Here is a 21,073-nt window from a genome sequence, read left to right as displayed (position 1 = left end):
TACCGGCCGGTACAATTAACTATTTAAAATTTTGATGCTGAAATTGCATAGTAAAAGCTATGGAATAACACTGTCAAAAAATAACAACCTAATTTAAACAGGATGAAAAAATATGTATGTTGTGCCGCTATCATGGTAATCATGTTCGGCTGTAGCAGAGAACAAAAAGAAGACTATGCTGATTCAGCAAATAATGAAAAAGTAATGGAAGTTGAACTTTCTGCAGATACTTCTTCAAGTTTAGCAGATAAAATCATAAAAACTGCAGATATGCGGTTTAGGGTTAAGGATGTTCAAGATATTAAACAAAAACTAAGTTCGGTAATAAAATCTCAAGGTGGAACAGTAGCTGAATTTTCCATTAACAGTTATATCCATGAGACCACTAAAGTTAGATTTTCGATAGATTCCTTAAAGGAAATCACTTCTTACAAAAAGGAAGGTTTGTTGGTTGCTAAAATACCTTCTGAAAAATTGGATCAGTTTACAAATGATGTAGCTAAGATGGCCGTTTTTGTAGATAATCAAGCCATGAAAATGGACGATCAGAGTATTGCCTATTTATCTAATAAACTAAAAGCCCAAAATAGAAGTGAAGCAATAAATACCATTAACCAAACCGCTAAGCGAAAAGGCAATAATGTAGAAACCTCTCTTTACATAAAAGATGATTTCGTTGATAAAAAGATAGAAAATATGAATATCGACCAACGTGTGAAGTACAGCACAATAACCTTAAACTTTTATCAAGATAATACAGTGAAAACCTTAATTGTTGGCAACGATAATTTATCTGATTACAAACCTGGCTTTTTTAAACGTTTAGGTTTAAATATGATGGATGGATGGAAATATTTTAAAGAGTTAATATTGGCTTTATCACATTTGTGGATGTTTGTTGTGATGGGATTTGTTTTGTTTTTTGGAATTAGATATTATTTGAGGAGCAGAAAAATTTAAGATCAAGTTAATTGGTAACGTCCTTTCCAACGAGCTTTTCGCGAGGAGATTCTTTATGTTAAAAAATAGATATCTTCTCGCTACGTTTCGTTCGATGGCTTACTTATTTGATCCTTTTCTTATTATCTTTAGCAAAAGCATCCCAACCAGAGTAAGATTTACCACTGTTACTTGTATTTATTCTTTGAAAAGAGTGGCAAACAGCAACCGCTAAACCGTCAGTAGCATCTAAAAATTCGGGAGTTTCTTTGAAGTTTAAAAGCCTTTGGAGCATAGCTGCAACTTGTTCTTTACTAGCAGTGCCTTTACCTGTAATAGATTGTTTAATTTTTCGGGGGGCGTATTCTGTTACCGAAATGTTTCGAGATAATGCGGCTGCCATCGCAATACCTTGTGCTCTACCTAATTTTAACATTACTTGTATGTTTTTCCCGTAAAAAGGAGCTTCAATGGCTAAAACATCTGGTTTATATTCGTCAATTAATCCGATAGTTTTTTCAAAAATGCGTTGAAGTTTTAAAAAATGATCATCTAAATGATCCATTCTAACAATGCCCATACTCACTAATTCTATCTTGCTACCTTTCTCTAATACAATGCCATAGCCCATAATTGCTGTGCCAGGGTCAATACCCATAATTACTCGTTCCTTTTTTTCGATTAACATTACAACAATATTAAGCATATTTGTACACACAAAAAGCAAAAATTTTGTTAGCTAAAAATAAAAGGATATTTTCTCTCATTATTAAAATTGCGATTGTAATACTTGCTTTTTGGTTTATTTACGAGAAGTTAATCGGGCATAAAGACCTTAAATCATTTTTACAATTGATAGATTTAATGCCACATGCGGAAATTTGGTTAATGCTTTCTAGCGTAATCGGATTGATGTTGATGAATTGGGGTATTGAGGCGTTAAAATGGAAAAGATTAATTAAACAAGTTGAGCCAATTAGCTTGTGGTTAGCCATTGAGTCTGTTTTTTGTGGCTTAACGTGGGCAGTTTTTACACCAAATCGTTTAGGGGAGTATGGCGGAAGGGTATTTTTTCTATCCCCAAAAAGAAGAATAATTGGAGTAGTTGCAATGGCGGTTGGTAATATCGGACAACTCGTTTTAACTAATGTTTTTGGAGCAATTGCAATCTGTATTTTTGTTTATCGTTTTACTGCAATAGACCACAGTTTGTTTTTAGCTGTATTAGCTATTGCGATAGCTTTTTGTTTATTTTTCATTATTTTTTATTTCAATATTAAATGGCTAAATGGCATTTTATTATCCATGCGTTTTACACGCAAGTATAAAAAGTTTTATGCTATTTTGGCAAGGTATAAAAAATTAGAATTGCTTAAAATTTTAGGTTTTTGTTTGGCAAGATATCTGGTTTTTAGTACGCAATACTTCATCATGTTTTTGTGGCTAATTCCAAGTATTAATTTTTTTGATGTAGTGATGCTGGTTAGTATTTTGTTTTTTGTACAGTCATCATTACCATCGTTAGATTTATTAGATATAGGCATTAGAAGTATAACCGCCATATTTTTCTTTAAGTACGTAACCCAAGAAAACACAGCAGTTGTAGCATGTATTGCCAGTATTTGGCTCATAAATATTATAATTCCTGCTATATTAGGATCTTATTTCGTTTTTAAACTCAATTTCTTTGGAAGTCATAACCGCAATTAGTTACTTTTCTATTTTTCTAACCCTTATTTATGTATTTGTTGTGGCAACTTTTATAAGAGGTTGGGCAATTATTAAGGTTTTTAAGCCAAATAATAATCAAGCAAAAACTAAAGTATCTATCCTTATAGCAGCAAGAAACGAAGAATTATTAATTGGTAAAACTTTATCAGATATTATTGCACAAGATTACGATAAATCATTGGTTGAAGTTATTGTAATAGATGATCACTCTACGGATAGAACTTCCGAAATTATCTCTTCTTATGCCAAAGATGGTGTAAAATTGATTACACTAAATGAAGCTAATGCCTTAAATTCGTACAAAAAGAAGGCAATTCAAACTGCTATTGCCGAGGCAGTTGGAGATTTAATCATCACTACAGATGCAGATTGTAGAATGGGTACTAATTGGTTAAAAACCATTGTAAATTGTTATGAAACCAATGGGTATAAAATGATTTCATCGCCTGTTGCCTATTTTGAGGAGAAAAGTTTTTTTGAAAAATTGCAAACCCTAGAGTTCTCGTATTTAATAGGTTTGGGAGCCTCTACAATTGGTAATAATAACCCTAGCACCTGTAATGGAGCTAATTTGGCTTATGAAAAGGAGGCGTTTTTTGAAGTTGGCGGATTTACAGGGATTGATGATTTAGCATCTGGAGATGATGAATTGTTATTGCATAAAATGACGGCAATGTACGATCGCAAAATTGGCTTTTTAAAAAATGCTGATGCAATTGTGTATACCCATGCCAAGCCAACCTTGAGCGAATTTTTGCAACAACGAAAAAGGTGGGCTTCTAAAACAACAAAGTATAAAGATAAAGTAGTGCTTATTCTGGGCGCAAGTATTTGGTTGTTTAACTTAAGTATTCTTATCAATGCATTTTTAGCCATAATTTTTCCTGCCTCAAATAGTTTACAATTTTTATTCATTCAGCTCGCTTTAAAATTTATCATCGAACTTATTTTTCTAATCGGGATAACAAATTTCTTTAAGCGAAAACAATTGTTATTTTTACTGCCTATCCTAAATATTCCTCACATCTTATATTTCATTTATATTGGCATATTAGGCAGCTCTGGTAAGTACGATTGGAAAGGAAGATTGGTTAATTAATAATGAATAATAGTCCTTCAAGTAAAATATGGAAAAGATTTAAGCGCAATCGGCTTGCGTTTGGGGGATTGATTTTCATATCCATTTTAATGTTGCTGGGTATTTTGGGTTATTCAATTATTCCAGATCAAACACCTTACGCAAACACTTATCAGCTACAGCTTAATAAAGTAAAACCTGGTAGAACGTTTAAATTTTTAATAACAGAACGTATAAAAAATGTAGAAAAAGCAGATTTTTTCGAAAAGATGCTTTATGGCCAAAAAGCTAATTTTAGAAGTGTGCCTATTACATCATATCGCATAGCGGATAATAAAGTTTATGCATACGAATATATTGGAGATGAAGAAACTGCAAAAGAAAGTGTTTATAATTTAAAAGATTTATGCGCTACTTGTTTATTGCCTAGTAAATTGGGCAACACACAAATGCTATTGGAAAAACACAATATATACGAACAAACTTTTTATTTAGGCACAGATATTAACGGGCGAGATATGCTCAGCAGATTGATTTTAGGAATTCGTGTTTCGCTGTCTGTAGGCATTATGGCTGTGCTCATCTCATTGTTTATAGGTGTAAGCTTAGGTGCAATAGCAGGTTACTTTGGTGGTAAAGTAGATGCCGGCATCAGCTGGTTTATGAATGTGGTGTGGTCTTTACCCTCATTGCTTCTGGTAATTGCTATTTCTTTCGCATTAGGAAAAGGTTTTTGGCAAATATTTATCGCTGTTGGCCTTTCAACATGGGTTGATGTTGCCCGTTTAGTTCGCGGACAAGTAATGTCGTTAAAAGAGGTAGAATTTGTAGAGGCATCAAAAGCATTAGGATTTTCCACATCAAGAACCATCATTAAACATATTTTACCTAATGTGGCAGGGCCGATTTTGGTTGTGGCATCAGCAAACTTTGCTTCGGCTATTTTATTAGAAACCGGATTGAGCTTTTTAGGGTTTGGTGCACAACCACCTATGCCAAGTTGGGGAACCATGATAAAAGAACATTATGGCTATATTATAATGGATGCTGCTTATTTAGCCTTGCTGCCAGGTTTGGCCATTATGCTTACGGTTTATGCTTTTAATCTCATCGCCATCGGCTTACGCGATGCTTTTGATGTTAAAGGACAAAATGTTACAGTTTAGTCGGGAAGTTGGTTAGTTTGGGAAGTTGGGAAGCTGAAAAGTTAAACTAACAAGGTTTAACATTTAACTAAACAGATCAGCAATTCATCATTTCATTAAAACTAATTTATTTAACTTTGCTAGGTGTTAATCAATTGCTATAACATCGATTTAATTGAAGCTGGTTGCGACGAAGCGGGTAGGGGTTGCTTGGCTGGGCCAGTATCAGCCGCTGCTGTAATTTTGCCTAAAGATTTTTACTTAGAAGGGTTAAACGATTCTAAAAAATTAACCCATCAACAACGTGATGAATTAAGACCAATTATTGAACGAGAAGCTTTAGCATGGGCAGTAGCTTTTGTGGATCATAAGGAAATTGACCAAATCAATATTTTAAATGCTTCTTTTTTGGCAATGCACAGGGCTATAGCAAAGCTGATGGTGGTGCCGCAACACTTGGTAATTGATGGAAATCGTTTTAAAAAATATGCCGAAATACCACATTGTTGTATTGTAAAAGGCGATGGAAAATATTTAAATATTGCCGCGGCATCAATTTTAGCTAAAACACATCGAGATGAGTACATGGCAAACTTGCACAATGACTTTCCGCATTACAATTGGAAACAGAATAAAGGTTATCCAACCATCCAACACCGAAATGCAGTTATGGAAATAGGATTATCTCCTTTTCACCGAAAAACTTTTAATATTAGCGACCCACAATTGGTTCTTTCTTTATAAGCAAATTTAAAATTTGTAATTTCGATGTGTGAAAGCTTTAATATTAACCAATCGTGTACCATTTCCGCCAAATAGCGGTTACCCAATTGTGGTTTACAATACCATAAAAGGATTGCTGCATTTAGGAGTTGAAGTAACGTTGTTTAGTATTAACACCGCAAAGCATAATGTGGATGTTGATGATATTTATGATCCGGTGTTCGAAAAAATTAACTTTCATTCTTACAATATCGATACAGAGGTTAATATTTGGGGCGCATTTTTTAATATTTTTTCAAACCAATCTTATAACGTTTCTCGTTTTTACGATGATGATGCAGCGAAACTTTTAGAACACGTTTTACATGATCACGATTTTGATGTTGTGCAATTTGAAGGACTTTTTGTAGTACCTTATTTAGATACCGTTAAAGAGTTTAGTAAAGCAAAGCTGATTTACAGAGCGCACAATATTGAATTTGATGTTTGGGAAAAACTAGCTGTTTTAGAACAATTTACCCCAAGAAGAAAATATTTAGAGTTTCTATCTAGGCGATTAAAGGTTTACGAAACCGAGCAAATTAATCGTTTTCATCAGGTTTTTGCGATAAGCGAGCCTGATAGACAAAGTATTTTATTAATGGGCTGCGAAACAAAATTAGCAGTTTTTCCTGTAGCAATAGATTTTGATAAATACAATGTAGATACCAGCAAAACAAGTTTCCCAACTTTGTTTCATTTAGGAGCAATGGATTGGCGACCAAATAAAGAGGGTTTAGAATGGTTTTTAGATGAAATTTGGCCAGATATAGAGAAACTAAACGGCGAATTGCGTTTTTACATTGCTGGTAAGAATATGCAAAAGCAGTTTTTCGATTACGATTCTGAAAACTTAATTGTAGAGGGTGAAATTTTTGATGCGGTTGAGTTTATGAACTCAAAAGCGATTATGATTGTTCCGCTACTTTCTGGAAGTGGGATGCGGGTAAAAATTATTGAGGGTATGGCCATGGAAAAATGCATCATCGCAACCACTATGGCTGCCGAAGGAATCAACTGCAAACCCGGTAAAGATATTTTAATTGCCGATACTGCTGATGAATTTTACCGTTCTATATTACAGTGTATCACTAAACCTAACAGATGGCGAGAGATTGGAGAAAATGCCCGTAAAACTGTTAAAAGAGATCATGAAATGAATACAAACGCAGAGCGGATGTTGAGGATTTATGAAGACTTGATTTTAAACTAATTTTAGCCGCAGGTTAGGTTTGTTAAGGTGAAACGGTGTTTTTGTCATTCAGAGGAACGAGGAATCTCAATGTTGATTTTGTTAGTAGAACTGCATTGACAATAATATCAGGCAATTTTTTTGCTTGACGGAAAAACTGCCCTATTATCACAACCCTTTGTTCTCTAAACCCAATTGTAGTGAAAATCCTTTTTTTGCTCCTTCGACTACGCTCAGGATGACAGCAAAAAAAGATTGAAACGGAATTGGGGCTGAATTTGCGATGAAAAAGCGATATACATTTTCTAATTCTATGTGGCTGTTATTCTATTTTTTTCAACAGAAATAATCAGCTTTAGCTTAGAGATTTTTCGCAAGCTCAGAATGACAAAACGCCAAAAAAAGGCAAAAAAAATTGCTGTATTCTTAGTAATTTAGGCCACCCAATTTAGTTAGCAGTTTTTAGTTAACAGTTTTTAAAAATACTAATACAGAATAAATGAAGAATACCGCATTAACAGATAAACATATTTCATTAGGTGCTAAAATGGTGCCTTTTGCCGGTTACAACATGCCTGTGCAATACGAAGGCATAAATGTAGAGCACGCTACAGTTAGAAATGCTGTTGGTGTTTTTGATGTGAGCCACATGGGTGAGTTTATTTTAAAAGGAGAAAATGCTTTAGATTTAATACAAAGAGTGACCAGTAACGATGCCTCTAAATTACACGATGGCAAAATTCAATATTCTTGTTTGCCAAATGAAGATGGCGGTATTGTAGATGATTTATTGGTTTACCGTATTGATGAAAAGAGCTACATGTTGGTAGTAAACGCTAGCAATATTGAAAAAGATTGGAATTGGATCCAAAAGTTTAATACTGCCAATGTAGAAATGCACAACATTTCTGATAAAACTTCTTTATTAGCTGTTCAAGGTCCGAAAGCGGCAGATGCTTTACAAAGTTTAACCGATATTGATTTAGCATCGATGGAATATTACACCTTTAAAAAGGGAAAATTTGCAGGAATTGATAACGTTTTAGTTTCGGCAACTGGTTATACTGGAGCAGGTGGTTTCGAGATTTATTTCGATAATGAACATGCTGATGCGGTGTGGAATGCAATTTTTGCGGCTGGTGCCGAGTACGGAATTAAACCTATTGGGTTAGCCGCTCGTGATACTTTACGTTTAGAAATGGGTTTCTGTTTGTATGGCAATGATATTGATGATACAACTTCGCCTATTGAAGCTGGCTTAGGTTGGATTACTAAATTTACCAAACCATTTACCAATTCTGAAGCTTTACAAGCGCAAAAAGAAGCAGGTATTTCGCGTAAATTAATTGGTTTTGAGATGATTGATAGAGGTATTCCTCGTCATGATTATCCAATTGTTGATGCCGAAGGAAATGTAATCGGTAAAGTAACTTCTGGTACACAATCGCCATCGTTGCAAAAAGCAATAGGTATGGGTTATGTAACTAAAGAATTGGCTAAAGAAGGCACAGAAATCTATATCGAAATTAGAAATAACAAGGTAAAAGCCAAAGTAGTTAAGTTTCCGTTTTATAAATAGATAGGAGACATTAGATGTGAGATTTGAGACTTCGGGCGCTTAAAACTCACATCTCACATCTCACATCTCACATCTCATTTTCATGTCTAGAACCATCGAAGTTTGCCTCACGCCTGCTTTATTACATCTTTACAATATAGAAAATAGTATTGTAGTAGTAATTGATATATTAAGAGCAACATCATCTATCACCTATGGTATGGATAATGGGGCAGAAGCAATTATTCCGGTTGCGCAGGTAGAAGATTGTTTGGCTTATGCCGAAAAGGGTTATCTTTTAGCCGCAGAGCGGAATGGAGAAGTGGTTGTAGGTTATGATTTTGGCAACTCACCATTTTCTTACACAAAAGAAAAAGTTGCTAGTAAAACTATTGTGCTAACTACAACTAACGGCACAAAAGCAATGCACATGGCACAAGAAAGAGCGCATCAAGTTGTTGTTGGTTCTTTTTTAAATTTAACCTCACTGTGTAATTGGCTAAAAGTGCAAGATAAAGATGTGTTGCTGCTTTGTGCTGGTTGGAAGGATAAATTTAATTTAGAAGATACCTTATTTGCAGGTGCTGTAGTAAATGTGTTGCGCAAAGACTTTGTACACTTTGATGATGCTTGTGTTGCCGCAGAAGATATGTATGTATTGGCTAAAGATGATTTGAGGGGTTATTTGAAAAAATCATCTCACAATCACCGCTTAGAGCAACTAAACATTGAAGAAGATGTGAAGTTTTGCTTAAAAGTTGATATGTGTAAGGTTATACCAGTATTGGAAGGGGAGAGGTTGATACCTTTAATGTTATAAGTTTCGTCATCTCGATGGAGCGCAGCGACGAGAGATCTCTTCGTTTGAAAATTACTAGAATACGTTGAGCTTGTGGTGCTAAAATTGACAGATTTCTCAATCGCGAAAAGCTCATTTCGAAATGACGATAATAGTAAAATAAATTTCTATTCGGAGATGGATTTAGGGGATCAACTCTTGAAAACTCTCGCTGTTTTTAATCGCTTTTAGTGTTTCTTCATGGGCTGTCCAATAAATAGATTCTGCTTTTTTCATATCGAAAGTGCTAATTTCTCCCATTCCTTTGGGTTCAATTAATAAATCGCAAAATTTAACTTTTCTTTCCATATCATGATTGATGGACATGATACCTGCTCTTTGCATTAAGCTCGATATTTTGGTGATTTTATCTACAGGTTTCAGGTGGTTACAAGATGAACCGATGATATAATCACAATTGTTAAGCAGTGGCTCTACTGGAAAGTTGTTTAAAATTCCGCCATCAACATACATGTGGTTGTCAATCATGATGGGTTTAAAAATGCCTGGGATACAGCTTGAAGCTAAAATTGCTCTAATTAATGGGCCATCGGTAAAATATCTAAGTGTGCCTTCGCTAAAATTGGTTGCACAAATGGTTAAAGGAATTTTTAAGTCTTCAATTTTATCGTGTGGGAAATAATCTTTTAAAATATCTCGTACATTTTCGATGTTTATTAAGCCTAAAGAGCCTAAAGCTGGACGAATAAAGCGAAGTAATTTTGTTTTGATGAATATGTTTAGCCCTTCTTCGGGATCGATACCCGCTGCGAAAAAAGAACCTGCAATTGAGCCAGCGCTAGTACCGCTAACATGACAAAACTCAAGACCTAAGTTAGAGAATGCTTTTAAAACGCCTAAATGTGCGATCCCTCTAATGCCTCCGCCAGAAAGTACAATGCCTATTTTTTTCTTTGATTTAATTTTTGTCATTGGTTCATTAGTTCATTTGAGATAACTGTTAACTGAAAACTGCCAACCGAAAATTACAAACTTTCTTTAGGTTTGTATTTAGCTTCAGTTAAAAATTGCTGAGTATCTGTTTTTTCCATCAATTGCTGTAAGGTAATTTTAGGATTTTCTGCCATGTATTTTTTAACGATTTGCCAACCTATAAAGTATCCCAACTTTGGTGCCGATTCTTTTTTGCTGCCTATACCATTTGTAAACGGTCCATCGCTGAGAAAAGGTTGGATCTTTTGCATATCAGTCTGAAAAAGCAGTTCGTTTTGCAATAATAATCCCCAAATATTTCCTTCATAGTTTTTAGCCCAATCTAGTTGTTTAACTGTATAGCCAATCTTTAAACTATCTGGAGTATTTGCAGGTAAAACCAGATCCAAAAAGTATAAAATTTTACCATTATATATCATTTTATCCAACAGCGTGCGGTCTTCATCTATTTCAGGGAAAAGCTCTTCTCTAGCAAAAACTTCTGCTACTCTTGGCGTGATGTAAGCGGGTGTAAATCTTTTAGAAGCATAAAGAGGTACACTTTGTGCAATTGCCGGATAAAACTTACTGTTGCTGCCTAAAAACATATCTAAACCTATGCCTATATAATCATCTGCTAAAACCACTTGGTAGGCAAATCCCGATAGGTAAGCAATAAATTTTGGAACCTTTGTTTTTGGATAATAATATTTGATGTATTTAAAGGTTTCTGTAAGTTCAGTTTCAACTTTGTTGAGGTTGGGGTAAACACTGTCGACTTCTTTACTTAACATTTCATAGGCTTGGTCTTTATACAAAATATTGAGCACTTCTGTTCCTGTTAATTCTGGTGTGCCCACCATTTTCTGGATGTAATCAGCATAGAAAGAACCATAAGTTTTACTAAACATAAGGTCAGTTTGTTTTACATCTTTATTTTTCGCTTGATACAATTCTTGATCAAAACGTTCAACTTTAATAGCTAAGTCTATATTGCTAATGTCTGGTCTTTTATCTTGTTTACAAGAAAAAATTACAGCTACACACAAAAAAAATAGATAGCTTTGCAGAGATCTTCCCTTTTTATTCATTTAAACAAATATAATAACAAGTACGATGAAAAAAACACTTATCGCAATTGCCTGCTTATTTTTTGCGGCCAATGCAAACGCTCAAGAAAAAAATGGATTTAGATTGGGTTTAACTGCACATCCAAATTTTGGATTTATTAAAGCCGAAGGCGGAAAAGGGAACGGATCTAACTTAGGTTTTACCTATGGTTTGTTAGGCGATTTTAACTTTGCCGAAAACTACAGCTTTTCTACAGGATTAACCATTACCACGATTAATGGCAAAAGCACTGAAATTAATCCAGTGCAATACACCGCACCAGGTACTTACGATTTAAAATACATGATGCAGTATATCGAAGTTCCATTAACTATTAAGCTAAAAACAGGAGAAATTAATGATATCCGTTGGTATGGTCAATTTGGCTTATCAAATGGTTTTAGAATTGGCGCCAGACAAGACGCTAAATTAGGGGGTAATGTAGTTGCTGATGATATTAATGCAACTGATTTCACTAATTTTTACAGAGCGGGTTTAGTTATTGGTGCAGGTGGTGAGTTTGCAATTGATGACAAAACAAGTATTATGGGAGGTTTAACTTTTAACAACGGGTTTACCAAATTAACAGAAAATAGCTATTCGGTTAGAAATCATTATGTAGCTATTAATGTAGCCGTATTCTTTTAATAATTTTTCTAAAAACTGTCACATTTGATATGAAAATAGCCTTAGCACAACTCAATTATCACATTGGTAACTTCGAAAATAATACAAAACATATTATCGAAAACATTGCATTGGCAAAAGCCAAAGGAGCAGATATTGTAGTTTTTGCTGAATTGGCTATTTGTGGTTATCCGCCTCGTGATTTTTTAGAATTCGAAGATTTCATCTCACAGTGTGATGCGGCAGCTCATGAAATTGCTAAACACTGTGCCGAAATTGCTTGCATTGTAGGTTTACCAATAAAAAACCCAATTTTAGCAGGTAAGGATTTATATAATGCAGCCTATTTTATTGAGAATGGCGAAATTAAGGCAATTACCAAAAAAGCTTTATTGCCAACTTATGATGTATTTGACGAGTATCGTTACTTTGAGCCGAATACAGCATTTCAGTGCATAGATTTTAAAGGCAAAAGAATTGCATTAACCATTTGTGAAGATTTATGGAACATCAATGATAATCCATTGTATGTGTCTTGTCCGATGGATGAGTTGATTAAACAATCGCCAGATTTGATGATCAATATTGCAGCTTCGCCTTTTAATTATCGCCATGATGAAGATCGGATCCAAGTACTTTCTGATAATGCAAAAAAATATCAGCTGCCTTTGTTTTATGTAAACCAGGTTGGGGCACAAACTGAAATTATTTTTGATGGTGGATCTTTAGTTTTTGATGAAACTGGAGAAGTAAAAGCAGAAATGAAATATTTTGAAGAAGACCTTCAGGTATTTGATTTAGAAGAAGTACAAAACGTTAAAAATAAATATCCGGCAGCAGAAAGAGTAACTGATATTGCACAAATACACGATGCTTTAATTTTAGGTATTCAAGATTATTTTAAAAAATCTGGTTTTACGAAAGCTGTTTTAGGTTTATCTGGCGGAATAGATTCTGCTGTAGTTTGTGCTTTAGCTTGTAGGGCATTAGGTGCAGAAAATGTGATGGCGGTTTTAATGCCTTCTAAATATTCATCAGATCATTCTGTAAATGATGCGCTTGATTTGGTAAATAACATTGGATGTAAACACGAAATCATCGAAATTAAAGAAGCAGCCAATGCTTTTGATGCCATGTTAGCTAAACCATTTGCTGGCTTAGCACCCAACTTAACCGAAGAAAATATTCAGGCTAGATGCCGGGGAATTATTTTAATGGCCATGTCTAATAAATTTGGCTATATTTTGTTAAATACATCTAACAAAAGCGAATGTGCGGTAGGTTATGGAACGCTTTATGGCGATATGTGTGGGGCAATTGGGGTAATTGGTGATGTATATAAAATGCAAGTTTTTGAGTTGGCACGATACATTAATAAGGATGGGGAAATTATACCAGAAAATACAATTGTTAAACCGCCTTCGGCAGAATTAAGACCTGATCAAAAGGACTCTGATTCTTTGCCTGAATACGATATTTTAGACAAGGTTTTATTTGAGCATATTGAGCTACAAAAAGGCTCAAAAGCAATAATTGAACAAGGGTTTGATGAAAATTTGGTAAATAGGATTTTAAAAATGGTTACGCAAGCAGAATTTAAGCGTTACCAAACGCCACCAATTTTAAGGGTATCTCCTAAAGCTTTTGGCATGGGCCGAAGAATGCCGATTGTTGGAAAATATCATCCTTAAATTCAATTAGAAATAAAAATGTCCCGAGTTTTCGGGACATTTTTATTTAGACTTTTTTTGCAGGGTCTTCATTGGTTAAATCATCCCATTTGTCTTCTGCTTGATCTTTTAGCTGAGTTAGTTTAATTTTTGCCTCTAATGCTAATTCTTTAGCTTCCTCGCTCAATTCGTCCCATTTATCTTCAGCTTTGTCTTTTAAAACGTCAAACTGATCTTCAGCTTTATCTTTCAATTCTTCGAATCTATCTGATAAGTTATCAAAAAATCCTTTTTCTTCTTCTGGTTGTTGATTTTCAATATTCATTTGTTTATTTATCTAGGTGAACATCAAATATAAAATTATTTAATAATATAACAAATTGATTTATAGATGTTTAAACATATACTTTTTGCTTAATAGAATTGATAATTAATATTCCAATTCCAACCATAATAGAAACATCAGCCAAGTTAAAGATCCCTGTTCTAAATAAACCAAAATCGATGTGTAGAAAATCTGTAACCGATCCATAAAGCAATCGATCTATAATGTTTCCAATACCTCCACCAATTAAAAAACACATGCCGATTTGCATTATTTTAGGCAGATTTATTTTCACAATTAAGTAGTATAGGCCAAAGCCTAAAACAATAACGGGTAAAATACTTAACAAAATTAATCTTATTGCGTAAGGCAAATCATTACCTGCACTTAAAAAGGCTCCTGTATTTTCTACTTTGGTTAATATAAAATGATTTTTGATGATACTAATTTGTTCGTGGTAGTCAATTTTTTCCCTTACAATTATTTTAGAAACCTGATCGCAGCCTGTGTTTAAAGCCACAATTAGCAGGATTAGAAATAAGCGCAAATTTTTTCTGTTTTTCATCAAACTATTTTTTAATCCATTTTTTGTAAGGGATGATTAATGCTAATAATATGCCAATAACAGCAAATATTTTAGCTAAATAATCTCCATTATTTACGTAGGTTGTAATTTCATCATTTAGGTTGATATCCTGCTTTAAGGCATCTCTAGTCCACCATTTTGATTGTTTTACCACATCGCCACGCTGATTGATAAAACCAGAAATGCCTGTATTTGCAGAGCGAACAACCCATCTTCTGCTTTCTATTGCTCTAAGCTTAGCATACAACAAATGCTGATCTTTACCTGAAGTATTTCCCCACCAACCATCGTTAGTAATGATAGCGATAAACTGTGCGCCATCTTTAACAGATTGGCCAACCCAACTACCATAAATAGATTCGTAACAGATAACTGGAGCAACACCAACACCACTTTGCGAATAAAAAACCGCTGGATTTTCTTGCCAACCCCAGCCAGAAACACTACCACCGAGTTTATCAAAAACAGGAGCGATAAAAGAAAACACCGCAGGGAAGGGTAATTTTTCGGCTCCGGGAACTAATTTAGATTTATGGTAAAATGAGACTTGAGCAGAATTTTCTATTTGTATAGCCGAATTGTAATTATCGTAAAAACCACCAATGGGATATACCTTTGCTGAAACAGTTTTTTTATCTTCATAAAATCTAACGCTTTCAATTCCTGTAATGAGTGTGCCGTTTTTGTACTTGTTTAAAAATTGCTGTGCCTGTAAATAATCGGGATTTGTCCTAATTGTTTCTTCATTAGCATATCGTGGTATCGCAGTTTCTGGCCATAAAAAATACTCGGTATTAACTTGTGCAACAGAGTCTGATAATTTGATTAACGTTGAAATTTGATCAGTTGCCGAGATATTGCCATACCTTTCGTAAGGATCTATGTTTGGCTGAACGGTAACTACATTTATTGGCACCGATTTTTCTTCGTATTTAAAATAAGTGTATAAAGAAAATCCGATAGGCAGAGCAATTAACAGTATCCAGCTAGCAGTTAGTTTAACCTTAACAATTGAACCCATTTTTATCGCTTTGTAAGCTTCAAATGCTAAGATATTGCTCAATAAAATCCATAACGAACCTCCATAAATGCCTGTGTATTCATACCATTGTGCCAATTGATGCATACCTGCAAAACCATTTCCTAAGGTCATCCAAGGAAATGCCAATTCCCAGCTTTCGTGTAAATATTCCATCGAAATGTAGAAAGAAATGAGACCTAGGTAAGCAAGTATATGATTTACTTTACTTTTTAATCTGTAGTAAAGCCAAAATGCAAATGTCATTAATAAAGCACCTAAACCATAGGGGATAAGAGAAACAAGAAAAGCCACAATTGCACCAACAAAACCTTGGTTAAATGCGCTAATTGCATTGTAAACCCAATAGATTGATGCCGTGTTCCAAACTAAAAAGGTTAATCCGGCAGTTAAGAAAACTTTTTTCCCAGTTTTAGGCTGTTTTTGGTTGATGATATTTTCTAATGCGATAAACAATGGAACTAAGCCAACAAGTAAAATTGGCGCTAACCAAATATGTGGTGGCCAAGCTAACCACATTAAAAATGCACTAAGTAAGGCGAGAAGGTAAGTTTGTTTTTTTGTCATTGTTTTTTATGAAGGATGTCATCCTGAGCCTGTCGAAGGATTTGTGGTTCGTTTCGACAAGCTCAACGTGACAATGCTGGTTATTACAAACTATCTAAAATTGCTGATTTTTTACTTTCATACTCTTCTTGAGTAATCAATTGTTTATCGTAAAGTGTTTTTAACTTTCTCAATTTTAAAGTTGTTTCATCTTCCGGTTCTTCAATTTGTTTTTGTGGAATTACAACTGCTTCTTCAATTTCTATTGGAGCTTGAAAAAATGATTGCGGCTCAGGTAATGCTTCAGTAACTGGAGTTCTGTTTTCTTCTAGTTTTTGCTGTCTAAGTGCTTCGTTAAAGTTATTTAATTGTTCATTGGCAGCTTGGTGCAGTTTGCGGGCTTGCGTTTTCGGGATAAATTCAGTCACAATATTTTCGCCATGCTGCGGTACACAAATAAATTTTGAGCCAAAAAACTCTTCTTTAAAAGAAACTTCTTTAACGTTTTTCCATGAAATATCTTTAAAATTCATTGTTAAACCTAAATTCCCAGGTTCACAGTAAAAAATACGTTTGTTGCTAATGGCTATGCTATCTGGCAACAAGTTTACAGCTGGCTTTTTTTGTACTGCTAAATACAAAAGTTCTTCGCCGCTGGTTAGTAAATCATTTAATTTTCCAATCACTTTTTCTACAGCTTTTGGATCTTGTTCGTCACTTAAAAATCTATCTATTGAGTTCATTTTTTTAATTTTCTAGGTAATTGTTAATCTCTTTTTGTAATACAGGTATATCTTTTATAATTATTTTCCAAATAACAATATCATTAACGTTGTCGTATGAATGGATTATTTTATTTCTTAAATCAACAATTTGGCGTGAATAGGAGATTACGATTTCTGGATTAATAGAATGGAAATTTTAATATCTGTAAGCAATTTCTTTTCTTCTAAAGAACTCATAAAAGCTGAATTTTACTTTGATTTATACTTTCAATTAAATAAGGATTACTCAAAGTTTCTTCTGCAACTAAATCCACATCTCTTTTTAATAAATCTTGTAATGCATACAATAAATCGAAATAGTTGTTCCCGTATTTTTCAAAGTCTTTGTGGTCAGAAAAGTTGATTAAGAAATCAATATCACTATCTTCCGTTAAATTATTTTTAGCAGCACTTCCGAATAAGTAAGCTTCTTTAACATCGTATTTTTTAAATAAGCCTTTTATTTCTTTTAGATGATCTGATATTAAATTCTCCATTTTTTTTAATTAATCAATGTCCGCAAACTTATTCTTTTTCACTTTTTCTTTACTCACTTCTTTTCCGGCAACACAAATTACGATTTCTCCTTTTAATATATTGTTTTCGAAATGTGATTTTATTTCTAATACTGTGCCACGAACAGTTTCTTCATAAATTTTAGTCAATTCCCTACTAACAGATGCTTGCCTATCTTCTCCTAAAAATTCCGCAAATTCTTCCAAGGTCTTTAATAACCTATGCGGACTTTCATAAAAAATCATCGTTCTTTCTTCGTCAGCTAATAATTTTAGGCGGGTTTGTCGGCCTTTCTTAACAGGAAGAAATCCCTCAAAAACAAATTGATCGCTTGGTAAACCAGAATTAACTAAAGCAGGTACAAAGGCAGTGGCACCAGGCAAGCAATTTACCTCAATATTATTTTTTAAAGCTTCACGAACTAAGAAAAATCCTGGATCTGATATGGCTGGTGTACCAGCATCAGAAACTAAAGCCACATTTTTACCCTCTTTTAAAAATTTGATAATTTCTGTAGTTGCCTTATGCTCATTGTGTTGATGATGTGAATATGCTTTTTTGTCAATCCCAAAATGTTTAAGCATTGGGGCGCTTGTGCGAGTATCTTCAGCCAAAATTACATCCGCTTCTTTTAAAATGCGGATTGCCCTAAAGGTCATGTCCTCTAAATTACCAATTGGCGTAGGTACGAGATATAGTTTTCCATTCATTTGATTTACGATTTTGGATTTACGAATTACGATTTCTTGCACACTTATAAACCAATTTCTTTAGCTGATTTACGATATCGATTGACGATTTATTATAGTACGATTAAAAATCTAAAATCGTAAGTCGTAATTCGTAATTCAATCTTATCTTTGTAAAAAAATTAAATAATGCTGCAAGTTAACTATATCCGCGAAAATAGAGAGAAAGTTTTAGAGCGCCTAGCTGTGCGTAATTTTAAACAACCCGAATTGGTAGATCAAATCATTTCCATTGATGAAGATCGTCGCCAAACTCAAACTTCGTTAGATAACCTTTCGGCAGAAGCTAATGCTGCAGCAAAGCAAATTGGCGAATTGATGCGCAATGGCAAAAAAGATGAAGCAGAGGCCATCAAAACGCAAACATCGGCTCATAAAGAAAGCATCAAAAAATTAGGAGATCAGTTAACTGAATTGGAAGAACAACAATATCAATTAATTGTGCAGTTACCAAACTTACCTTACCACTTGGTAAAAACGGGTAGCACAGCTGATGATAATGAAATTGTTTTAACACATGGCGAACCATCGGCTTTGCCAACAAATGCTTTACCTCATTGGGAATTGGCGGCAAAATACGATATTATCGATTTTGAATTAGGGGTTAAAATTACAGGTGCTGGTTTCCCAGTTTATAAAGGAAAAGGAGCAAGGTTACAACGTGCTTTAATCAATTTCTTTTTAGATCATGCTACTGCTGCCGGTTATAAAGAAATGCAAGTGCCACATTTGGTAAATGCAGCATCTGGCTTTGGTACGGGGCAGTTGCCAGATAAAGAAGGACAAATGTACCATTCTACTGTTGATGATTTATATTTAATTCCAACAGCAGAAGTTCCGGTAACCAATTTGTACCGTGATGTTATTTTAAAAGAAGAAGATTTACCAATTAAAAATACGGCATATACACCTTGTTTCCGTAGAGAAGCAGGTTCTTATGGGGCACATGTACGTGGTTTAAATCGTTTACACCAATTTGATAAAGTAGAAGTGGTACAAATTGCTCATCCAGATCAATCATATCAAATTTTAGAAGATATGAGTGCTTATGTGCAATCTTTATTGCAAGCGTTGGGTTTACATTATCGTGTTTTACGTTTATGCGGTGGCGATATGGGTTTTACCGCAGCAATGACATACGATATGGAAGTTTGGAGCGCAGCACAACAGCGTTGGTTAGAGGTTTCTTCAGTTTCTAACTTCGAAACTTACCAAAGTAACCGCTTAAAATTACGTTTTAAAGGTAAGGAAGGCAAAACACAATTGGCACATACTTTAAACGGAAGTGCTTTGGCATTGCCTCGTATTGTTGCTTCAATTTTAGAAAACTACCAAACCGAAAATGGAATTGTAATACCAGAAGTGTTGAGAAAATATACAGGGTTTGATGTGATAGATTAGTTCCGAGTCTTCATTCCCGCAAAAGCGGGAATCGTAAAGCGATAACAATCAATGCGTTTTGCATTACGATACCCAATCAAGTTGGGTATGACGAAAACATACAAAAACGAAAAGGCTCCCAATTTGCATCGGGAGCCTTTTCTATATGATGGGATGATTGTTTTATTACAAGATCAAAATCAATAACAAGATCACGATAATAATTGCACCTACAGAAAGATAAACACCACCGCTTAATGCACGAGCTTTATCTTTCATTTCTCGTAACTCTTTACGTAAAGCTTTTTTCTCTACTCTAGTTAAGTTAGATTTATCCATCTTACGGATTTCTTCAACTCTGTTTACCAATTTGTCAAATTGAGCTCTTTGCTCAGCTGTTAATTCAGTTTTAGGCTCAACTTTGCCTGCAGCCATAACTGTGTTTGTACTAATTGCAAACGTAAACATTAGCACTAAAGAGTAAATAAATTTTTTCATGTTGTTTTTAATTAAGTTTATTAATAATGCTATATAAACAAAAAACCTACCAATAAAGTTTGGTAGGTTTTAAAACTAAGTTAAAAATTTTAATTAATCTGAAAAACAACGTTTACAGTAAAATTGAGCTTTATTTTTTTAAAATCTATTTCTTGTGCCGGTGCAGCATCAGCCATTTCAGCTTTCATCATGTAGTTTCTGTATACAGGTTGTATAGCATTGTCTCCACCATCTTGTATTTCAATTACTCCACCTAATTTTTCTCCTAAAGCTGTAACCATGTAGGTTGCTTTTTCTTTTGCAGCCATTAACGCCTTAATTTTTAAATCTTTTTTAAGCGCATCCATTTTGCTGTAATCGTAACTCTCGATGTTTGTAAAAGCAACTCCTTTCGCATCAATGCTTTCCATTATTTGGTTAAATTTGTTTAAATCGGCTACTTTTAAACGATATTGTTTACTCGCTAAAAAATCAGGATTTTTCTTTTTCTCTGTAGCATAATTATAGCTAGACACATTGTTAATCATTAAATCTTCTTTTGCAATGCCAGCCTTTAAAACTGCCGCAATAAGCTGATTTTCTAATTCTGTAATCTCAACCTTCTTTTTGCTATTATTATCTTTAAAGTATTCTTTTAATGAAATACCGATGTAAATAATGTCTGGTGTAACTTCTGTTTCTGCAGTACCGCTAACATGAATTTTCTTTCTTAAATCTACTTGTTGTGCCATTGCACTTGCGCTAAATAAGCCAAATAAGGCTAATGCTATTAATTTTTTCATTTTGCTAAATTTATTTGTGTGTTATACCAATTAGATGTAAAAACCGTACCAATTCCATAGCGTTATTTATTAAATTAAATATAAACTAAATAACCAGCAGATTATGAAGAGCTTAAAATGTTTTTTTTGAAAGACGAAGTTGGTCTAATGGTTAAAGTTAGCCCTGCTGTTCGTTTTATTTCGGGGTAGCCGCAAGGGCTACCGAGTATAAACGCTGTCAGTCTGAGCGTAGTCGAAGACTTTTCAATGGTCAAAAACAAAAAATAATTTGCCCTTCGACTACCTGTCTACCGCGGGCAGGCGCT

Annotated in this window: 23 protein-coding genes; 11 read left to right on the top strand and 12 right to left on the bottom strand. The window is 34.2% G+C overall.

The window, feature by feature from the left end; translation table 11 throughout:
* Nucleotides 1–102 precede the first annotated feature (102 nt).
* A complete protein-coding gene (locus tag FA045_RS06125) occupies nucleotides 103–960 on the top strand; it encodes a DUF4349 domain-containing protein (RefSeq protein ID WP_225871290.1) in 858 nt (285 codons plus the stop codon).
* 103 nt (nucleotides 961–1,063) lie between these two features.
* Here the strand turns inward: FA045_RS06125 and ruvC are convergent, their stop codons facing one another.
* Entirely contained in the window at nucleotides 1,064–1,627 is a 564-nt protein-coding gene (ruvC, locus tag FA045_RS06120) for a crossover junction endodeoxyribonuclease RuvC (RefSeq protein ID WP_136875561.1), read from the bottom strand.
* Between the two features lie 44 nt (nucleotides 1,628–1,671).
* On the opposite strand from ruvC, the gene FA045_RS06115 reads away from it, so the two are divergent.
* The 7 genes from FA045_RS06115 (at nucleotide 1,672) to FA045_RS06085 (ending at nucleotide 9,225) form a co-directional block, all read left to right on the top strand.
* The gene (locus FA045_RS06115; protein ID WP_225871289.1) at nucleotides 1,672–2,649 is read left to right on the top strand and encodes a hypothetical protein; all 978 of its coding nucleotides are present in this window, start codon (nucleotides 1,672–1,674) and stop codon (nucleotides 2,647–2,649) included.
* Nucleotides 2,627–3,769 (top strand): glycosyltransferase family 2 protein, encoded by a 1,143-nt coding sequence (locus FA045_RS06110; RefSeq protein ID WP_136875557.1) that lies wholly within the window; start codon nucleotides 2,627–2,629, stop codon nucleotides 3,767–3,769. The genes FA045_RS06115 and FA045_RS06110 overlap by 23 nt, the downstream gene beginning before the upstream one ends.
* A gap of 2 nt (nucleotides 3,770–3,771) precedes the next feature.
* On the top strand, nucleotides 3,772–4,914 hold the full coding sequence (locus FA045_RS06105; protein ID WP_136875555.1) for an ABC transporter permease: 1,143 nt from the start codon (nucleotides 3,772–3,774) through the stop codon (nucleotides 4,912–4,914).
* A 123-nt stretch (nucleotides 4,915–5,037) separates the two neighbouring features.
* Entirely contained in the window at nucleotides 5,038–5,637 is a 600-nt protein-coding gene (locus FA045_RS06100) for a ribonuclease HII (RefSeq protein WP_136875553.1), read from the top strand.
* A gap of 28 nt (nucleotides 5,638–5,665) precedes the next feature.
* The gene (locus tag FA045_RS06095; protein WP_136875551.1) at nucleotides 5,666–6,868 is read left to right on the top strand and encodes a glycosyltransferase family 4 protein; all 1,203 of its coding nucleotides are present in this window, start codon (nucleotides 5,666–5,668) and stop codon (nucleotides 6,866–6,868) included.
* A 478-nt stretch (nucleotides 6,869–7,346) separates the two neighbouring features.
* The gene (gene gcvT, locus FA045_RS06090) at nucleotides 7,347–8,426 is read left to right on the top strand and encodes a glycine cleavage system aminomethyltransferase GcvT (RefSeq protein ID WP_136875549.1); all 1,080 of its coding nucleotides are present in this window, start codon (nucleotides 7,347–7,349) and stop codon (nucleotides 8,424–8,426) included.
* An 82-nt stretch (nucleotides 8,427–8,508) separates the two neighbouring features.
* Nucleotides 8,509–9,225 carry a 2-phosphosulfolactate phosphatase gene (locus FA045_RS06085; RefSeq protein ID WP_136875547.1) on the top strand — a complete coding sequence of 239 codons (717 nt, stop codon included), beginning with the start codon at nucleotides 8,509–8,511 and terminating at the stop codon, nucleotides 9,223–9,225.
* Nucleotides 9,226–9,387: 162 nt separating this feature from the next.
* Here FA045_RS06085 and FA045_RS06080 read toward each other — a convergent pair whose 3' ends face one another.
* Nucleotides 9,388–10,176 (bottom strand): patatin-like phospholipase family protein, encoded by a 789-nt coding sequence (locus FA045_RS06080; protein WP_136875545.1) that lies wholly within the window; start codon nucleotides 10,174–10,176, stop codon nucleotides 9,388–9,390.
* 53 nt (nucleotides 10,177–10,229) lie between these two features.
* Nucleotides 10,230–11,267 (bottom strand): gliding motility lipoprotein GldB, encoded by a 1,038-nt coding sequence (gene gldB / locus FA045_RS06075; protein WP_136875542.1) that lies wholly within the window; start codon nucleotides 11,265–11,267, stop codon nucleotides 10,230–10,232.
* A 25-nt stretch (nucleotides 11,268–11,292) separates the two neighbouring features.
* Between gldB and FA045_RS06070 the strand changes: the two genes are divergently transcribed.
* Nucleotides 11,293–11,934 carry a porin family protein gene (locus tag FA045_RS06070; protein WP_136875540.1) on the top strand — a complete coding sequence of 214 codons (642 nt, stop codon included), beginning with the start codon at nucleotides 11,293–11,295 and terminating at the stop codon, nucleotides 11,932–11,934.
* Between the two features lie 29 nt (nucleotides 11,935–11,963).
* Entirely contained in the window at nucleotides 11,964–13,604 is a 1,641-nt protein-coding gene (locus tag FA045_RS06065) for an NAD+ synthase (RefSeq protein WP_136875538.1), read from the top strand.
* A gap of 46 nt (nucleotides 13,605–13,650) precedes the next feature.
* On the opposite strand, the gene FA045_RS06060 is transcribed toward FA045_RS06065, so the two are convergent.
* From FA045_RS06060 to rsmI, 7 genes are all read right to left on the bottom strand, one after another.
* Nucleotides 13,651–13,908 carry a YtxH domain-containing protein gene (locus FA045_RS06060; RefSeq protein WP_136875536.1) on the bottom strand — a complete coding sequence of 86 codons (258 nt, stop codon included), beginning with the start codon at nucleotides 13,906–13,908 and terminating at the stop codon, nucleotides 13,651–13,653.
* A 70-nt stretch (nucleotides 13,909–13,978) separates the two neighbouring features.
* Complete coding sequence (gene lspA / locus FA045_RS06055; RefSeq protein ID WP_136875534.1) at nucleotides 13,979–14,473, bottom strand: signal peptidase II; 495 nt, start codon at nucleotides 14,471–14,473, stop codon at nucleotides 13,979–13,981.
* Between the two features lie 4 nt (nucleotides 14,474–14,477).
* On the bottom strand, nucleotides 14,478–16,100 hold the full coding sequence (gene lnt, locus FA045_RS06050; protein WP_136875532.1) for an apolipoprotein N-acyltransferase: 1,623 nt from the start codon (nucleotides 16,098–16,100) through the stop codon (nucleotides 14,478–14,480).
* A gap of 83 nt (nucleotides 16,101–16,183) precedes the next feature.
* Complete coding sequence (locus FA045_RS06045; protein ID WP_136875530.1) at nucleotides 16,184–16,822, bottom strand: PH domain-containing protein; 639 nt, start codon at nucleotides 16,820–16,822, stop codon at nucleotides 16,184–16,186.
* 4 nt (nucleotides 16,823–16,826) lie between these two features.
* Nucleotides 16,827–16,952 carry a HepT-like ribonuclease domain-containing protein gene (locus FA045_RS19190; RefSeq protein ID WP_225871300.1) on the bottom strand — a complete coding sequence of 42 codons (126 nt, stop codon included), beginning with the start codon at nucleotides 16,950–16,952 and terminating at the stop codon, nucleotides 16,827–16,829.
* A gap of 85 nt (nucleotides 16,953–17,037) precedes the next feature.
* Nucleotides 17,038–17,340: a nucleotidyltransferase family protein gene (locus tag FA045_RS06035; protein ID WP_136875528.1), complete on the bottom strand. Its 303-nt coding sequence runs from the start codon at nucleotides 17,338–17,340 to the stop codon at nucleotides 17,038–17,040.
* Between the two features lie 9 nt (nucleotides 17,341–17,349).
* Complete coding sequence (gene rsmI / locus FA045_RS06030; protein ID WP_136875526.1) at nucleotides 17,350–18,069, bottom strand: 16S rRNA (cytidine(1402)-2'-O)-methyltransferase; 720 nt, start codon at nucleotides 18,067–18,069, stop codon at nucleotides 17,350–17,352.
* Nucleotides 18,070–18,237: 168 nt separating this feature from the next.
* Here rsmI and serS point away from each other — a divergent pair, with 168 nt between their 5' ends.
* On the top strand, nucleotides 18,238–19,509 hold the full coding sequence (gene serS / locus FA045_RS06025) for a serine--tRNA ligase (protein ID WP_136875524.1): 1,272 nt from the start codon (nucleotides 18,238–18,240) through the stop codon (nucleotides 19,507–19,509).
* Nucleotides 19,510–19,674: 165 nt separating this feature from the next.
* Here serS and FA045_RS06020 read toward each other — a convergent pair whose 3' ends face one another.
* Nucleotides 19,675–19,986, bottom strand: a complete 312-nt coding sequence (locus tag FA045_RS06020; protein ID WP_136875522.1) for a hypothetical protein — start codon at nucleotides 19,984–19,986, stop codon at nucleotides 19,675–19,677.
* A gap of 89 nt (nucleotides 19,987–20,075) precedes the next feature.
* Entirely contained in the window at nucleotides 20,076–20,768 is a 693-nt protein-coding gene (locus FA045_RS06015) for an SIMPL domain-containing protein (RefSeq protein ID WP_136875520.1), read from the bottom strand.
* Between the last annotated feature and the right edge of the window lie 305 nt (nucleotides 20,769–21,073).

The sequence above is a fragment of the Pedobacter cryotolerans genome, from assembly GCF_005116475.1.
Taxonomy (GTDB): domain Bacteria; phylum Bacteroidota; class Bacteroidia; order Sphingobacteriales; family Sphingobacteriaceae; genus Pedobacter; species Pedobacter cryotolerans.
This window is presented reverse-complemented; position numbering and strand designations above follow the sequence as displayed.

What these genes read in the sequence shown, in the direction of transcription:
- lnt (WP_136875532.1), bottom strand. Translation starts at nt 16,100, where the DNA reads ATGACAAAAAAACAAACTTACCTTCTCGCCTTACTTAGTGCATTTTTA.
- FA045_RS06085 (WP_136875547.1), top strand. Translation starts at nt 8,509, where the DNA reads ATGTCTAGAACCATCGAAGTTTGCCTCACGCCTGCTTTATTACATCTT.
- gldB (WP_136875542.1), bottom strand. Translation starts at nt 11,267, where the DNA reads ATGAATAAAAAGGGAAGATCTCTGCAAAGCTATCTATTTTTTTTGTGT.
- FA045_RS06020 (WP_136875522.1), bottom strand. Translation starts at nt 19,986, where the DNA reads ATGAAAAAATTTATTTACTCTTTAGTGCTAATGTTTACGTTTGCAATT.
- serS (WP_136875524.1), top strand. Translation starts at nt 18,238, where the DNA reads ATGCTGCAAGTTAACTATATCCGCGAAAATAGAGAGAAAGTTTTAGAG.
- FA045_RS06060 (WP_136875536.1), bottom strand. Translation starts at nt 13,908, where the DNA reads ATGAATATTGAAAATCAACAACCAGAAGAAGAAAAAGGATTTTTTGAT.
- rsmI (WP_136875526.1), bottom strand. Translation starts at nt 18,069, where the DNA reads ATGAATGGAAAACTATATCTCGTACCTACGCCAATTGGTAATTTAGAG.
- ruvC (WP_136875561.1), bottom strand. Translation starts at nt 1,627, where the DNA reads ATGTTAATCGAAAAAAAGGAACGAGTAATTATGGGTATTGACCCTGGC.
- FA045_RS06015 (WP_136875520.1), bottom strand. Translation starts at nt 20,768, where the DNA reads ATGAAAAAATTAATAGCATTAGCCTTATTTGGCTTATTTAGCGCAAGT.
- gcvT (WP_136875549.1), top strand. Translation starts at nt 7,347, where the DNA reads ATGAAGAATACCGCATTAACAGATAAACATATTTCATTAGGTGCTAAA.
- lspA (WP_136875534.1), bottom strand. Translation starts at nt 14,473, where the DNA reads ATGAAAAACAGAAAAAATTTGCGCTTATTTCTAATCCTGCTAATTGTG.
- FA045_RS06065 (WP_136875538.1), top strand. Translation starts at nt 11,964, where the DNA reads ATGAAAATAGCCTTAGCACAACTCAATTATCACATTGGTAACTTCGAA.
- FA045_RS06125 (WP_225871290.1), top strand. Translation starts at nt 103, where the DNA reads ATGAAAAAATATGTATGTTGTGCCGCTATCATGGTAATCATGTTCGGC.
- FA045_RS06035 (WP_136875528.1), bottom strand. Translation starts at nt 17,340, where the DNA reads ATGGAGAATTTAATATCAGATCATCTAAAAGAAATAAAAGGCTTATTT.
- FA045_RS06080 (WP_136875545.1), bottom strand. Translation starts at nt 10,176, where the DNA reads ATGACAAAAATTAAATCAAAGAAAAAAATAGGCATTGTACTTTCTGGC.
- FA045_RS06045 (WP_136875530.1), bottom strand. Translation starts at nt 16,822, where the DNA reads ATGAACTCAATAGATAGATTTTTAAGTGACGAACAAGATCCAAAAGCT.
- FA045_RS06105 (WP_136875555.1), top strand. Translation starts at nt 3,772, where the DNA reads ATGAATAATAGTCCTTCAAGTAAAATATGGAAAAGATTTAAGCGCAAT.
- FA045_RS06070 (WP_136875540.1), top strand. Translation starts at nt 11,293, where the DNA reads ATGAAAAAAACACTTATCGCAATTGCCTGCTTATTTTTTGCGGCCAAT.